Annotated in this window: 12 protein-coding genes; 8 read left to right on the top strand and 4 right to left on the bottom strand. The window is 74.5% G+C overall.

Annotated features, from left to right (window positions below):
- Position 1 precedes the first annotated feature (1 nt).
- The 4 genes from BCL65_RS13875 to BCL65_RS13860 all read right to left on the bottom strand — a co-directional run bounded on the left by BCL65_RS13875 (position 2) and on the right by BCL65_RS13860 (position 4,222).
- Positions 2–1,021 carry an AAA family ATPase gene (locus BCL65_RS13875; RefSeq protein WP_106269083.1) on the bottom strand — a complete coding sequence of 340 codons (1,020 nt, stop codon included), beginning with the start codon at positions 1,019–1,021 and terminating at the stop codon, positions 2–4.
- Between the two features lie 86 nt (positions 1,022–1,107).
- Positions 1,108–2,325 carry a DUF4350 domain-containing protein gene (locus tag BCL65_RS13870; RefSeq protein WP_106268990.1) on the bottom strand — a complete coding sequence of 406 codons (1,218 nt, stop codon included), beginning with the start codon at positions 2,323–2,325 and terminating at the stop codon, positions 1,108–1,110.
- Positions 2,322–2,996, bottom strand: a complete 675-nt coding sequence (locus tag BCL65_RS13865; RefSeq protein ID WP_243401055.1) for a DUF4129 domain-containing protein — start codon at positions 2,994–2,996, stop codon at positions 2,322–2,324. Before BCL65_RS13865 ends, BCL65_RS13870 begins: the two co-directional genes overlap by 4 nt.
- 5 nt (positions 2,997–3,001) lie before the next feature.
- The gene (locus tag BCL65_RS13860; protein WP_106268988.1) at positions 3,002–4,222 is read right to left on the bottom strand and encodes a glycerophosphoryl diester phosphodiesterase membrane domain-containing protein; all 1,221 of its coding nucleotides are present in this window, start codon (positions 4,220–4,222) and stop codon (positions 3,002–3,004) included.
- A gap of 118 nt (positions 4,223–4,340) precedes the next feature.
- On the opposite strand from BCL65_RS13860, the gene mtrA reads away from it, so the two are divergent.
- The 8 genes from mtrA to BCL65_RS13820 all read left to right on the top strand — a co-directional run bounded on the left by mtrA (position 4,341) and on the right by BCL65_RS13820 (position 14,603).
- Positions 4,341–5,021 carry an MtrAB system response regulator MtrA gene (gene mtrA, locus BCL65_RS13855; protein WP_106268986.1) on the top strand — a complete coding sequence of 227 codons (681 nt, stop codon included), beginning with the start codon at positions 4,341–4,343 and terminating at the stop codon, positions 5,019–5,021.
- A gap of 64 nt (positions 5,022–5,085) precedes the next feature.
- Positions 5,086–6,711 carry an MtrAB system histidine kinase MtrB gene (mtrB, locus tag BCL65_RS13850; protein WP_106269079.1) on the top strand — a complete coding sequence of 542 codons (1,626 nt, stop codon included), beginning with the start codon at positions 5,086–5,088 and terminating at the stop codon, positions 6,709–6,711.
- Entirely contained in the window at positions 6,708–8,438 is a 1,731-nt protein-coding gene (locus BCL65_RS13845; protein ID WP_106268984.1) for an LpqB family beta-propeller domain-containing protein, read from the top strand. Before mtrB ends, BCL65_RS13845 begins: the two co-directional genes overlap by 4 nt.
- A gap of 90 nt (positions 8,439–8,528) precedes the next feature.
- Positions 8,529–9,296: a ComF family protein gene (locus tag BCL65_RS13840; RefSeq protein ID WP_181340740.1), complete on the top strand. Its 768-nt coding sequence runs from the start codon at positions 8,529–8,531 to the stop codon at positions 9,294–9,296.
- A 179-nt stretch (positions 9,297–9,475) separates the two neighbouring features.
- Entirely contained in the window at positions 9,476–10,135 is a 660-nt protein-coding gene (gene hpf, locus BCL65_RS13835) for a ribosome hibernation-promoting factor, HPF/YfiA family (protein WP_106268982.1), read from the top strand.
- A gap of 39 nt (positions 10,136–10,174) precedes the next feature.
- On the top strand, positions 10,175–11,455 hold the full coding sequence (locus BCL65_RS13830) for a winged helix-turn-helix domain-containing protein (RefSeq protein WP_106268980.1): 1,281 nt from the start codon (positions 10,175–10,177) through the stop codon (positions 11,453–11,455).
- Positions 11,456–11,516: 61 nt separating this feature from the next.
- Positions 11,517–13,013, top strand: a complete 1,497-nt coding sequence (locus BCL65_RS13825) for a potassium/proton antiporter (protein WP_106268978.1) — start codon at positions 11,517–11,519, stop codon at positions 13,011–13,013.
- Positions 13,014–13,019: 6 nt separating this feature from the next.
- Positions 13,020–14,603, top strand: a complete 1,584-nt coding sequence (locus BCL65_RS13820; protein ID WP_106268976.1) for a cation:proton antiporter family protein — start codon at positions 13,020–13,022, stop codon at positions 14,601–14,603.
- Positions 14,604–14,734: the final 131 nt, after the last annotated feature.

Here is a 14,734-nt window from a genome sequence, read left to right as displayed (position 1 = left end):
GTCAGCGCGGGACCGGGACGGCGGCCAGGACGGTGCCGAGCACCGACTCGGCCGTGACGCCCTCGAGCTCCGCCTCGGGACGGAGCTGGACGCGGTGACGCAGCGTCGGGTGCGCGAGGGCCTTGACGTCGTCGGGTGTCACGTACATGCGTCCCGACAGCCAGGCCCACGCCCGGGCGGTCGCCAGCAGCGCGGTGGCGCCACGCGGCGAGACCCCGAGCTGCAGCGACGGCGACTGGCGGGTCGCCCGGCACACGTCGACGGCGTAGCCGAGCACCTCCGGCGCGACGTCGACCCGGCGGACCTCCGCGCGGGCGGCGGCGAGCACGCCGGGGTCGGCGACGGGGCGCACACCGGCCGCGCCCAGGTCGCGCGGGTCGAACCCGCTCGCGTGACGAGCCAGGACCTCGATCTCGGAGTCCCGTTCGGGCAGGGGCAGCAGCACCTTGAGCAGGAACCGGTCGAGCTGTGCCTCCGGCAGGGGATAGGTGCCCTCGTGCTCCACGGGGTTCTGCGTGGCGATGACGACGAACGGCTCCGGCAACGGGCGGGGCTGGCCGTCCACGGACACCTGCCGCTCCTCCATCGACTCCAGCAGCGAGGCCTGGGTCTTCGGCGGGGTGCGGTTGATCTCGTCGGCGAGCAGCAGGTTGGTGAACACCGGGCCCTGGCGGAAGGAGAACTCGGCGGTGCGGGCGTCGTAGACCAGCGAGCCCGTCACGTCGCCGGGCATGAGGTCGGGCGTGAACTGCACCCGCTTGAAGTCCAGGTCCAGCGAGGCGGCGAGCGAGCGGACCAGCAGCGTCTTGGCGACCCCGGGCACACCCTCGAGCAGCACGTGCCCGGAGCAGAGCAGGGCGATGAGGAGGCTGGTCACGGCGGAGTCCTGGCCCACGACGGCCTTGCCGACCTCGGTGCGGACGTCCGCGAGCGCGCGGCGCAGCTCGAGCGACGGCTGCGGCGGCTCGGGCGCGGCCGACGGCGCCGGGTCCGCGGCCGGTGCGGGCCCGGGCGCCGGCATGGCGGGCGCCTCCGGCGAGTCGTGGCCGGCGGGCGCCTCCGGGCTGCCGGTGGCGGCGGGTGCCGGCTGGTTCTCGTCAGGGTGGGTCACGGTCGGTGAACCTCGCTCTCCAGGGTGTCGAGCCGGCGGGCGAGCTCGCTGAGCGCGGCGTCGTCGGCGGGTGGGGGTCCGTAGATCAGGTCGGCGACCTCGCGCGGGTCGCGTCCGGTGGCACGCACGACGGCGTCGACCAGGGTGTCGGGGTGGGCGGAGCGGGCCAGGCCGAGCCGCCGGGCGACGGCCTGAGCCGTCGCGGCCCGCAGGCCGGCCGCGGCGTGCCCGCGGGAGCGCGCCCGCCGGTAGAGCCGCGCGCGGCCGCGCGTGGACTCGGCGGAGGGCACGACGACGGGCAGCCGCTCGGTGACGAGCCCACCGAGCCGACGGCTGCGCCAGACGGCGGTGACCAGCGCGACCAGGACGGCCCACCACAGCGCGGCGTCGAACCAGTCCGGCAGCACGGCCCCGGTCTCCGGCTCGGCGGTCGGGTCGCCGGGGACGGTCGAGTCCGTGGGATCGGGCACGAGCCAGACCAGCCGGTCGTGGCTCCCGAGGAGGTGGAGCGCCAGCGCGGCGTTGCCCTCGGTGAGCACGTCGTCGTTGCGCAGGAACGCCGGGTCGTCGACCGCGACCACCTGGCGGCCGTCGCGCTCGGTCGCGGCGAGCGCCGCCGAGCCGTCGGGACCCGACCAGCAGGTGGCCACGGTCGGGGACGTCGGCTTGAGCCCGGGCTCGAGCAGCGAGGGGCCGGCGGCGACGGCGGCGGGCAGGTCGCACCCCGGGTCCACCGGCGACGTCGGCAGGGAGCCCCAGGAGGCCCTCCGGACCTGGTCCCCGGTCGCCGCGCGCAGCAGTCCGTCGTCGGCGCCGGCCAGCACGAGGTCGGCGTCGACGCCGGCGAGCGCCGTGACCTGCTCGGGGAGCAGGTAGGGCGCCGGCACGACCAGGAGCGTGGAGCCCGCGACGGCCGCGTCGACGGCGTCGGCCACGTGGGTGACGTGCTGCACCTGGACGCCCTGGCGCTCGAGGACGCGGGCGAGGGCCTGGGAACCGTTCGGGCGGGTGTTTCCCGGGTCGTACGGGACGACGGAACCGACGGGGCGCAGCAGGGCGAGGGCGAGGACCGCCACGAGCAACGCGGCGACGCCGCCGACGAGCCATCGCGCGGTCCGCCAGCGGCGTCGGCTGCGCGAGCCGAGCGTCGTCCCGTCGCCGGTGACGGCGGCCGAGGTCCAGGTCGCGGTGGGAGATGCGGTGGGGGCGCTCACTGCACGCCCTCCCGGACCGGGGGCGCCGCTGCGGTCGGGCGGGCGGCGGCCACCTGGTCGTCGAGCGCGCGCAGGGCCGCGTCGTCCGCGGGCCCGGCGGGGAGGTGGCCGTAGCAGACGCCGTCGAACCGGCCGGCGGCGTCGTGCAGCTCGGTGGAGAGCCCGGGCAGCCGCGAGCCCGCGGTCTGCGCGGCCTCGCGGGCGGTCCGGCCAGGACGTTCGTCGAGCACCACGCGCTCCTCCAGGCCGCGCACGACGGCGCGGAAGCGTTCGATCACGGCGAGCGGCCAGTCCTCCCGGGCGGCGGCGGCGTCGGCGGCGGCCCGCATCTGTGCCGCGGTCCGCGTGTCGTCGTCGTGCACGACGGCGGAGCTCGTCGCGGCGTGGCGCCGCAGCCGCGCGGGGCCGGCGACGTAGAGGGCGATCGCGACCACGACGACGAGCACCACGGCCACGATGACGGCGAGCCGCCACGGGCTGACGTCCACGGTGCCGATCTCGTCGAAGATCCTGGCGAGCCAGGTGAGCAGCCGCATCAGGACCGACGGGTCCTGGGCGTACTCGGGCCTTGCGAGCTCCTCGACGAGCCAGCCGTGCGCCGTCTCGCGGTCCGGCACGACGGGCACCTCGACGGAGACGCCGTGCAGCTGTGCCCCCGTCCTTGCTGCCACCGCGGTCACCACTGCGGGCTGCCCCCGGGCGGCGGCGTACCGGGGCTGCCGGCGGGCGAGCCGTGCCCGTCGGAGGTCTGCTGCGCGGCCCGCTCGGCGGCGGCGGCGAGCTGGACGTCGAGTCCCTCGCGGCGCATCCGCACGTCGGTGTAGACGAGGGCCACGACGGCGGAGACGAACACGAGGTAGACCATGCTGGCGACCACCGACGCGACGACCGAGCTGAGGATGAGGCCCCAGCCGAAGTCGCTGCCGTCGACGAGCAGGCCCAGCAGGCTGAGCGGGTACGCGACGACCTGGCCGGCCACGCTCGCGATGATGCTGGCGAGCAGCACGGTGCCGAAGACCCGCCAGTAGGCGCCCCGGGTGAGACGCCAGGCCCGGGCGATCGTGCGACCCAGGCCGCTGCCCTCGAGGACGAGGGCCGGTGCGACCAGCATGAGGCGGACCCACACCCAGGCGGCCAGGACGACGATCGCGACCAGGCACAGCAGACCGACGAGCACGGACAGTCCCACCGAGTCGGTCGCGACGGCGACGGCGCTCACGAGCAGGACCGCCCCGACGAACACACCGGCGAGCCCGATCCCCAGACCGACGGTCCGCAGCAGCATCCAGCCGATGAGGACGGCGAGCCGGGGGCGTACCTTCGCCCAGACCTCGCCCACCGACAGCTTGCGGCCGATGACCGACTGGCTCACCGAGGCGGTGATGAAGCCCTCCGTGATCGGCTGGGCGATGAGCAGGGTGAGCGACAGGGCACCCGAGACCGCCATGAGCTGCGCGAGCCAGCCGGCGTCGGCGGTGAGGTACTCGAGCTCGGCGTCCACGCTGGCGGCCTCGCTGAAGAGGCCGGTCAGCGCGGGGACGGCGAACTGCGCGAGCAGTGCGGCGAGCAGCGTGGCGGCGGCGACCACCACGGCCACCAGGCCGAGCATGACCGCCGGGTTGTGCCGCACCGAGCTGAACGCCCCGTCGAAGATCTCACCGAGCGACAGCGGGCGCAGCGGGACCACGCCGGGCTTGGTCGCGGACGGGCCGTACGGGTCGGAGGGCGCCGGACCGGGCCGGGGCGTCCCCTGTGCGGAGGCACCGCCGTCGGGCGCGGGCTCACCGGGGCCGTACCGTCCGGACCCGTACTGCCCCGGCCCGTACTGCCCGTAGGCGGGCGGCCGAGGTGCCTCGCCCCACCCGGAGGGCGGCGTCGGCTGGTCGGGCGTGCTCATGCTGCTGCCTCCTGGCACGGCTGGCGGGACGGGTACGTGACCGCCACGACCTTATAGCGTTCCCTGCTCCCGGGGCGCGCCCCGGACGGATCGCTGTGGACCCTGGCAGACTGTGCGCATGAAGTCCCGCGTCCTGGTGGTCGACGACGACACTGCCCTCGCCGAGATGATCGGCATCGTCCTGGAGTCCGAAGGGCTCGATCTGAGCTTCTGCTCGGACGGCGATGCTGCCATCGGCATGTTCCGATCGACCCAGCCCGACCTCGTCCTGCTCGACCTCATGCTGCCGGGCAAGGACGGTATCGAGATCGCTCGCGAGATCCGTGCCGAGTCCGGCATCCCCATCATCATGCTCACCGCGAAGACCGACACCGTCGACGTGGTGCTCGGGCTGGAGTCCGGTGCGGACGACTACGTCACCAAGCCGTTCAAGCCCAAGGAGCTCGTCGCCCGCGTCCGTGCCCGGCTGCGCCGGTCCGACGAACCCGGTCCGGAGCGCCTCAAGATCGGCGACATCGAGATCGACGTGACGGGGCACACGGTCACCCGTGACGGCGAGCGGATCAGCCTCACCCCGCTCGAGTTCGACCTGCTCGTCGAGCTGGCGCGCAAGCCCTGGCAGGTCTTCACCCGCGAGGTGCTCCTCGAGAAGGTGTGGGGCTACCGGCACAGCGCCGACACACGCCTGGTGAACGTCCACGTGCAGCGGCTGCGCTCCAAGATCGAGACGGACCCGGAGAACCCCGAGGTCGTCCAGACCGTGCGCGGGGTGGGCTACAAGGCCGGTGCCGCCCGCTGAAGCGCGCGCGACCAACGCCCTCGTCCGAGGTGCCCGGTCGCTCGTGCACCGCTGGCGCTCCTCGATGCAGGTGCGCGTGGTCACGTCAGCCGTCGCGCTCGGCGTGCTGGCCGTCGCCGTGCTCGGCCTCTACCTGTCGTTCTCCGTCCGTGACGGGCTCTTCGACCAGCGGCTGGACCAGATCGAGCGGGAGAACGCCGCCGTCACCCAGGACGTCCGCACCCGGCTCGCCGCGACGGCCGCGACCCAGACCGGTGAGCAGCAGGCCCTGCTGCGGGACGTGATCCTCTCGCTGAGCGCCGGCGGTTCGAGCGCGCAGGAGTACTTCCTGCGGCAGGCGCCCGGGCAGCAGCTGCCCCTCGTCGACTCGTCGTCCCGCCAGGGCCTGGCCGTCGGGGACGTGGTCACCCCCGAGCTGCGCGCCGCGACGCTCGCCACGGAGGACCAGGTGCTGCAGTCGGTGCCGATCCCGGTCGACTTCACCGAGTCGGGCGCCGAGGAGCCCGGTGTCGTGGTCGGGGCGACCGTCGACCTGCCGTCGGCCGGCATCTTCGAGCTCTACTCGCTCTACTCGCTCGCCTCCGAGCAGGAGACGCTGCGGTTCGTCCAACGGACCCTGGCGCTCGGCGCGGTGGCGATCCTGGCGATGATCGGGCTGCTCACGTGGACCGTCACGCGACAGACGGTGGCGCCCGTGCGCCGGGCCGCCACCGCGGCGGCCCGGCTGGGAGAGGGGCACCTCGACGTCCGCGTCCCGGGCTCCCGCGGCCAGGACGAGCTGGCGACCCTCGCACGGACGTTCAACGAGATGGCCGACAACCTCGAGGAGCAGATCGCCCGGATGGAGGAGCTGTCCGCGGCGCAACGACGGTTCGTCTCCGACGTCTCGCACGAGCTGCGCACGCCGCTGACGACCATCCGCATGGCGGGCGAGGTCATCCACTCCGCCCGTGACGACCTGGAGCCGTCCGCGCGGCGGTCCGCGGAGCTGCTGCAGACCCAGCTCGACCGGTTCGAGGAGCTCCTCACCGACCTGCTCGAGATCAGCCGGTTCGACGCGGGTGCGGCCGTGCTCGACGTCGAGCAGCAGGACCTGCGCGGCGTCGTGACCGCCGTCGTGGACACGTGCGCACCGCTCGCCGAGCGCAAGTCCGTGTTCCTCTCCGTGGACATGCCCGACGAGCGCACGACGGCGGACATCGACCCGCGCCGGGTCGAACGGATCCTGCGCAACCTCGTGGTCAACGCGATCGAGCACGCCGAGGGCAAGCCCGTGGAGATCACGGTCGGCCAGGACGCGCGGGCCGTCGCCGTCGTCGTGCGCGACCACGGCGTCGGCCTGACCCCGGAACAGCTCAACCGCGTCTTCGACCGGTTCTGGCGGGCCGACCCGGCGCGCGCCCGCACGACGGGCGGCACCGGGCTGGGTCTGGCGATCTCGCAGGAGGACGCGCGGCTGCACGGGGGCCGTCTCGACGCCTGGGGCCGGCCCGGTCACGGAGCTTCCTTCCGGTTGACGCTGCCGCGGCGCGCGGGCATCGAGGTCGAGCGTCCGCCGCTGCCCGTCGAGGGTCCGTCACGCTCCGGCGGGCAGCACGTGCCGACGGGCCAGGTGCCCGTCGTGAACCCGCCGACGGGGCCCACCCCGACCGCGATCCCCGACCTGCCGCCCGAGGAGGACCACCGATGAGCCGCGGTACCCGCCGACACCTCGTGCAGACCCTGTGCGCCGTCGTGCTGGTCGCGTCGGCCGGTGCGTGCGCGAGCATCCCCACCTCGGGTGGCGTCATGGAGAGCTCGGCCGAGGTCGACAGCGTCAGCGACCTGGGCTTCGACGTGCAGGGGCCGGCCACGGACGCAGGTCCCGAGCAGATCGTCCAGGGTTTCGTCAGCGCGGCCCAGTTCGGGCCTGCGTCGGCCGCGACGTTCGACATCGCGCGGGAGTACACCACCCCGGTGGCGTGGTCCGCCTGGGACGAGTACACCCAGGTCCTCGTGCTGTCGGAGTACCCGCGCTGGACCGTCGGGGAGTTCGACGACTCCACCGCCGTCACGTCGGTGCAGGGCGAGGCGACCGTCGTCGCCTCCCTCGACGAGTCCGGCGTCTACACCGAGCTGGCCGAGCCCAGCGTCGTCGACGTGACGTTCGACCTGGCGCGCGGGACGGACGGGCAGTGGCGCATCAGCGGCCTCGAGGACGGTCTGCTCGTCCTGGCGGACTTCCTCGGCAACGCGTTCCACCGGACCCCGCTGTACTACCCGACGCCGGACCGCGAGTGGTGGGTCCCCGACGTGCGCTGGTTCCCCGGGCAGTCCTGGCGGACCGCGGCGACCCAGGCCATCCTCGACGGCCCACCCGAACGGCTCGCGCAGTCGGCGGTCTCCGTGGTGCCGGACGGCGCCACCCTCGCGATCGACGCGGTGACCGTCGCCGAGAACGGCACGATCGACGTGAGCCTCACGTCGGCCATCAGCTCGGCACCGCCGGAGGACCGGGCGCTGCTCGTGGCCCAGCTCGAGGCGACGCTGCGCGAGGGCGACGGCCGCACCGTGGTGCTCTCGGCAGGGACCTCGCCGCTGGCCGCGACGTCGGCGGCGGAACCGTCGCGGCCGGTCACGGTGGGCGACGCGGTCGCCGTCCTGGGTGCCGGGTCCGAGGAGGGCCAGGTGCTGCGCCGGGTCGTCGGGCGCGAGCTGACGGACCCCGCCGTGCCACCGGACCTGGCGGGCCTCGACGTGACAGCCGTCGCCGTGGGCACCGACGACGCCACGGTCGTGGTGCGGGACGGCGCCGGACGCCTGGTCCGGGTCGGCGAGGACGGTCGGTCCGAGCTGCTCGTCGGGCGTCGTGTCGCGCCACCGTCGATCGACCGCTTCGACGCGGTCTGGACGGCGGTGGGCGGAGAGCTGCGCGTCGTCCTCCCCGCCGGTGGCGTGGTGCCGGTGGAGCCGGAGTGGTTGGCCGATCTGCCGGTGCGGTCGCTGCGGGTGGCGCCCGAGGGCGCTCGCATCGCCCTCGTGACCGACTCGCCCGACGGTCCCGAGGTGTGGGTCGCGGCGATCGAGCGGGATGCCGACGAGGTCCCCACCGGGCTGTCGACGCCGGTGCGGGTCGGGGGTCCGGTGGACTCCGTGGAGGCCGTCGAGTGGTCGGAGGAGTCGACCCTGACGCTCCTGGGCCGGGACCCGGACGGCGCCCGGGGCCTCTTCGTCGCGGGGGTCGGCGGGCTCGCCTCGTCGAACGACGGACTGACGCGCCCGCTGGCGACGACGGCCGTCCCCACGGCGGTGGCCGCTGGTGTCGGGGCGAGCCCCACGCTCGTGCTCGACGCGGACGGGACGCTGCACGTGCGTCAGAGCGCGGCCCTGTGGCCGGTCGTCTCCGAGGACGTCGTGGCGGTCGCCTACCCCGGATGACGCCGGCCGGTGGCCGTCCACACGCGCCGCCGTCCACCGATGCCGGACCCGCCGGGGGACCGACGTCTGGCGCCGGCGCACCCTGGTGCGGTGCTCACCCGACTCGCTCGCCTCGTGGTGCCCGTGTCCTGCCCGGGCTGCGCCGCTGTCGACGTCCGTTGCTGCCCCGCGTGCGCGGCAGCGGTCGTCGGCGGGCCGCTACGTCGTGTCGAGGACGGCGCGCCACGCCTCGACCGCATGGACGGCGTCCCGCCGCTGCCGGTGTGGGCGGTGGGCGACTACGCCGGGCCGGTGCGCGACGTCGTCGTGGCCTGGAAGGACCGGGAACGCGCCGACCTCGATTTGCTGCTCGCTCCCGCGCTGCACCGGGCGGCGGCGGTGGTGGCACCCTCCCTGCGGGCCGTGGTCGGCAGCGCCGCCGTGCTGGTCGTCCCGGCCCCGTCGGCGCCCGGTGCCCGGCTGCGCCGTGGGCGGGAGCCGGTCGGCGTGCTGGCCGGTGCCGTGGCGGCCGGGCTGCGCACCGGTGGCGTGCGTGCCGTCGTCGCCCCCGCGCTGCGCCGTCGCCGGACGAGCCGCGACCAGGTGGGCCTCGGGGCGCGCGCCCGGGGACGCAACCTCGACGCGTCGGTCCGGGCACGTCGGCACGCCCGGCGGTCGTCGTCCTGCGTCCTGGTCGACGACGTCCTGACCACGGGCGCGACCCTCGCCGCCTCCGAGCGGGCGCTGGCCTCGGCCGGCAGCACCGCCCTGGGGGCTTTCGTGCTGGCGGCGACACCGCCGCCGGACGCTGTCACCGAATCTCCCCACGACACGTGGTCGCCAGAGGTTCACCCGGCGGACACGTTGGGGTTAGCCTGAGAACCCGACGGCGAGCGGCCCGTGGCAGCGGAGCGTTCGCCGCATCCCACGAGCGGGCCGGACGCGTTCCGGCCACCGGGAGGTGGTGCAGAACCGGCACCGACCGCGGTGCCCAGAAGCACACGAGGGCCGCCCCGAGGGATGCAGCGAGGGCGGCCACGACGAAGTGGAGCAACACGATGGAGATCGCCGTCGTCGGCAGGCACACGGACGTCACGGACCGGTTCCGTGACCACGTGGAGGACAAGCTCGCCAAGGTCTCGCAGCTCGCGCCGAACGCGCGCCGCGTGGACGTCGAGGTCACGCACGAGAAGAACCCACGACTCGCCGACCAGAGCGAACGGGTGGAGCTGACGGTGCGGGACAAGGGGCCCGTGATCCGGGCGGAGGCGGCCGCGGACGACCGCTTCGCCGCGCTCGACCTCGCGATCGACAAGCTCAGCGAGCGGCTCCGCCGGTCCCGGGACAGGCGCAAGGACCACCGCCGTCGCGGACCGGGCGTGTCCCCGCCGGTGGACGTGCGCCCCTACGACGAGGTCCTGGCCGCTCAGCCCGAGCCGGAGCCCGAGCCCGCCTCGCTGTCCACGCCGGGCGACGCCGTCGAGTACCAGCTCGGCGACTCTCCCGTGGTGATCCGCCAGAAGCTCCACCGCGGTGAGCCGATGACCGCCGACGAGGCCGTCGAGCACATGGAGCTCGTCGGCCACGACTTCTTCCTGTTCATCGACAAGGAGTCGGCGCGCCCGGCCGCCGTGTACCGGCGCCGCGGCTGGACGTACGGCGTCATCGAGCTCGACGCGACGTGCAGCGGGGCGGCCCCGGTGACCTCGCTGACCTGATCCTCGCCCCGTGTGGGTGGCGGGCGGCAGGATGTCGGCATGGAGTCGATGTCGATCACCGAGGCCCGTCGGGTCGCGCTGCGGGCGCAGAGCCTGGACCGCGGGCGACCCGACGGGCCGGTCACCATGCGGCGCCTCACCGGTGCCGTCGACCGCCTGAACCTGCTGCAGATCGACTCGGTCAACGTGCTGGCTCGCGCTCACCTGGTCCCGCTGTACTCGCGGCTCGGCCCCTACGACACGGGCCTGCTCGAGCGGGCCGCCGGCCGGGCGCCGCGCCGGCTGGTCGAGACGTGGGCGCACGTCGCGTCCTACGTGCCCACCTCGACCTACCCCCTGCTCGAGTGGCGACGCCGGGCGTACCAGCGCGAGGCGTGGGGGTCGATCGCCGCCGTGCCGCAGGCGCACCCGCACGAGCTGGAGCTGGTGCGCTCGCTCGTCACCGAGCTCGGGCCGGTGACCGGGAGCCGGATCCACGACGAGCTGGAGCGCGCCGGCCGGACCGCGCCGCGCTCGCGCCTCGAGTGGGGCTGGAACTGGACGACGGCGAAGCGCTGCCTCGAGTACCTGTTCTTCACCGGCGAGGTCATGTCGGCCCGGCGCAACAGCGCGTTCGAGCGCTGCTACGACCTCCCGGAGCGGGTGCTCCCGCCGGCGCTGCGCCACGCGCCGGGCATCTCCGACGACGACGCGATCCGGCGGCTGCTGGAGCTGGGGGCCCGGGCGCACGGCGTCGGCACCGCCCGCTGCTTCCGTGACTACTTCAGGCTGCGCGGCCCCCGGGCGCAGCGAGCGCTCGCGGACCTCGTCGACGACGGCACCCTCGTGCCCGTGGACATCAACGGCTGGGGGGAACCGACGTACCGGCACCGCGATGCCGTGCTACCGCGCCGGGCCACGGGCTCGGCACTGCTCAGCCCGTTCGACCCGCTCGTGTGGGAACGCCGCCGGCTCGAGGCCCTGTTCGACGTGTTCTACCGCATCGAGATCTACGTGCCCGCCCACCGGCGCCGGCTCGGCTACTACGTCCTGCCGTTCCTGCAGGGTGAGCAGATCACGGCGATGGTCGACCTCAAGGCGGACCGGCCGGCCGGCGTGCTGCGGGTGACGGCCGCCCACCGGACCCCGCACGCCGACGGCGTGACGCCGGCGGCGCTGGCGGCCGAGCTCCGGCTCCTCGCGGACTGGCTCGGGCTGGCCGAGGTGGCGGTCGTGCCGACCGGTGACCTGTCCGCCGACCTGGCCGCCGACCTGTCCGCGCAGGCCGACGGTCAGCTCGCCGAGGGGCGTCCTGCCGTCGTCACGGCGGCCGGCGGCTGACGGGCCGCGCCCCGGCCGCCGGTAGACTGCGAGCCCGGTCGGCGCGCGTGGAGGAGTTCGGATGACAGCAGGCCTTCCCGCGGACACCTGGATCCTCGCCGGAGGTGTGCTGCTGGTCGCAGCCATCCTGGCGGCCGGGTTCGCCGGGAAGGTCCGGATCCCGGGCCTCCTGCTGTTCCTCGCGCTGGGGATGCTCATCGCCGACGACGGCCTCGCCCTCGTCCAGCTCTCCGACGTCGAGCTGGCGCAGACCCTCGGCACGGTGGGCCTGCTGCTGATCCTCTTCGAGGGTGGCCTGACCACCAAGCCCGGCGACGTCCGCCGGGCTGCTGCTCCGGCGCTGCTCCTGGCCTCCGCGGGCGTCGTCGTCACGGCGTCCGTCGTGGCGCTCGCGGGGTGGTGGCTGCTCGGCCTGGACCCGCTGACCGCCATGCTCATCGGGGCCGTCGTGTCCTCCACCGACGCTGCCGCCGTCTTCGCCGTGCTGCGCCGAGCGCCCCTGCCGCGCCGGCTCTCCGCGCTGCTCGAGGTCGAGTCCGGGGCCAACGACCCGGTGGCGATCATGCTCACCGTGGGTCTCGTGGCCACCTTCACCGGTTCGCCGCAGCCGTCGGACTGGGTCGCCTTCGGGCTCGCGCAGGTGCTCGGCGGCATCGTGGCGGGAGCCGTCGTCGGCCTCGGGGGGAGCTGGCTGCTGTCCCGCGCGACCCTGGGCCCGACGGGCGTGTACCCCGTGCTCGCCCTCGGCGTCGCCGGCCTGGCCTACGGTGCCGCCGCGGTGGTCGGCGGCTCGGGGTTCCTCGCCGTCTACCTCGCAGGCCTCCTCGTCGGAGCCCGGGTGACCCAGCACCGGCGCGAGATCCGGACCTTCCACGACGGCTTGTCCAGCACGGCGGAGGTCGGGCTGTTCCTCATGCTCGGGATGCTGGTCTTCCCCTCCCAGCTGCCGCCGGTGGCCGGACCGGCGCTGCTCGTCACGGTCGTGCTCGTGCTGGTCGCCCGGCCCCTCGCCGTCGGGCTGTGCCTGGTGTGGTTCGGCTACACCTGGCGCGAGATCGTCTTCGTGTCATGGGTCGGGCTGCGCGGTGCCGTCCCCATCGTGCTCGCGACGTTCCCCGCGGTGGCCGGCTACCCCGAGGGTGCGCTCATCTTCAACGTGGTGTTCTTCGTGGTGCTGACGTCGGCGGCCGTCCAGGGGATCAGCATCCGCAGCGTCGCGCGCGTGCTCGGCATCACCGCCGCGCCCCAGGACCTCGACCCCGTCACGTCGGGCAGGCCGCTCGTCGGGACCGCCACCGAGATCTTCGAGGTCCCGGTGCGTCCCGATCTCGCGCTGGCGGGACGAGCCGTCGCGGACGTGGCACCCCCGTGCGGCCGGATCACCGCCGTCGTGCGGGGTCAGGAGACCCTGGACGCCGAGGCGCAGGTCGAGCTCGCGCCGGGCGACGTGCTCGTGCTGGTCGTCCCGCGCAGGCCGGACGCCGCCCGGCAGGTCACGGCGTGGGCGCGCGGCGAAACGGTCGCGGAGCCGTCATCGACCCGGCCCGAGAGGGAGTGAGCGCCGATGGACGTCCTCGCGCTGTACCTGGGCGCCGCCTTCGTGGGCGGGCTGGTCGCCCGGCTCGTCAAGCTTCCTCCGCTGGTCGGGTTCCTCGCCGTGGGCTTCACCCTCGGGGCCACCGGAGCGCCGGAGCTGCCCGGCATCGCGACGATCGCCGAGATCGGTGTGTCGCTGCTGCTGTTCACCATCGGGCTCAAGCTCGACGTGCGGTCGTTCACGCGGCCCGAGATCTGGCTGACCACCGTCTCGCACATGCTCCTCAGCACGCTGGTCGGCATCGGGTTCCTCGGCCTGCTGGCTGTCGCCGGCGCGGCGCTCCTCGGCGGTGAGGGGCTGCTGACGCTCGCGCTGGTCGGGTTCGCGCTGTCGTTCTCCTCGACGGTCTTCGTCATCAAGGTGCTGGAGGACAGGTCGGACGCGACCAGCCTGTACGGGCGGATCGCCGTGGGCATCCTGGTCATGCAGGACGTCGCCGCGGTGGCCTTCCTCGTCATCGCCACCGGAGAGCCCCCGAGCCCCTGGGCGCTGCTCCTGCTGCTCCTGGTCCCCGGGCGCAGGCTCCTGCACCTCGTCTGGGACCGCGTCGGGCACGGCGAGCTCCAGGCGATGTTCGGTGTGACGCTCGCGCTCGGGCCGGGCTACTTCCTCTTCGAGCACCTCGGCCTCTCCGGGGGGCTCGGCGCGCTGGTGATGGGCGTGCTGCTCGCCTCGCACCCGGGCGCGGGGGAGATGTCGCGCTCGCTGATGTCGTTCAAGGACCTCATGCTCGTGGCGTTCTTCCTCGAGATCGGGCTGCACGGCACGCCCACCCCCGAGCACGTCCTGATGGCCGCGGGGCTGCTGGTCCTGCTGCCGGTCCAGGCCGCGGGCTTCGCCCTGCTGCTGTGGACGCTGCGCCTGCGCCGGCGCACGGCGATCCTCACCGGTCTGGTGCTCGGCAACTTCTCGGAGTTCGGCATCATCGTCGCCGCGGTCGGCGCCGATGCCGGGATGCTGGACCCGGACTGGCTGATCGTCATCTCGCTGGCCGTGGCCATGAGCTTCGTGCTCGCCTCGGTGGTCAACCGGCGCGGCGTGGAGATCGCGTCGGCCCTCACCCGCTACCTGCCGGCGAAGCCGCCGTCGTCGCTGCACCCGGACGACCGGGTGGTCGACATCGGCCACGCGGACGCCCTGGTGCTCGGGCTCGGCCGTGTCGGCATGACGGCGTGCGCCCGGCTGCGCGACGAGCACGGCCTGGACGTGGTCGGCGTCGAGCACGACGACCAGCGGGTGGCAGCCCTGCAGCAGCAGGGGTTCGAGGTGGTCCGGGCCGACGCCACGGACCTCGAGTTCTGGGCGCGGGTGAAACGCGCCGGCCACGTCCGGCTGGCCGTGCTGGCGATGCCGTTCCACAACGCGAACCTCATCGCGCTGTCCCGCCTGCAGGAGTCGGGCTTCGACGGTCTGGTCGCCGCGATCGCCCGGTACGACGACGACGCCGCGGAGCTGCGCCGTCACGGTGCCGACGCGGTGTTCCACCTCTACGGGGCCGCCGGGGCCGAGCTGGCCGACCGTGCGGCCGAGGTGCTGGCCGCCGACGGCTGAGGCCCCGAGTTTCGTCGGCCGCGAACCTGGCCCCGTGCCGCGGTCCGGGGGAATAGGATGGCAGGCGGTGCGACCGGGACGACGGCGCCGTCGTCCGGCCCGGTTGCCGCCACCGAACGGGCTCGGGAGGC

The sequence above is a fragment of the Isoptericola halotolerans genome (genome assembly GCF_003003075.1).
In the GTDB taxonomy this organism is placed as follows: Bacteria; Actinomycetota; Actinomycetes; order Actinomycetales; family Cellulomonadaceae; genus Isoptericola; species Isoptericola halotolerans_A.
Note: the sequence above shows the minus strand (reverse complement) of the source record. Positions and strands in the feature narration are given on the sequence as shown.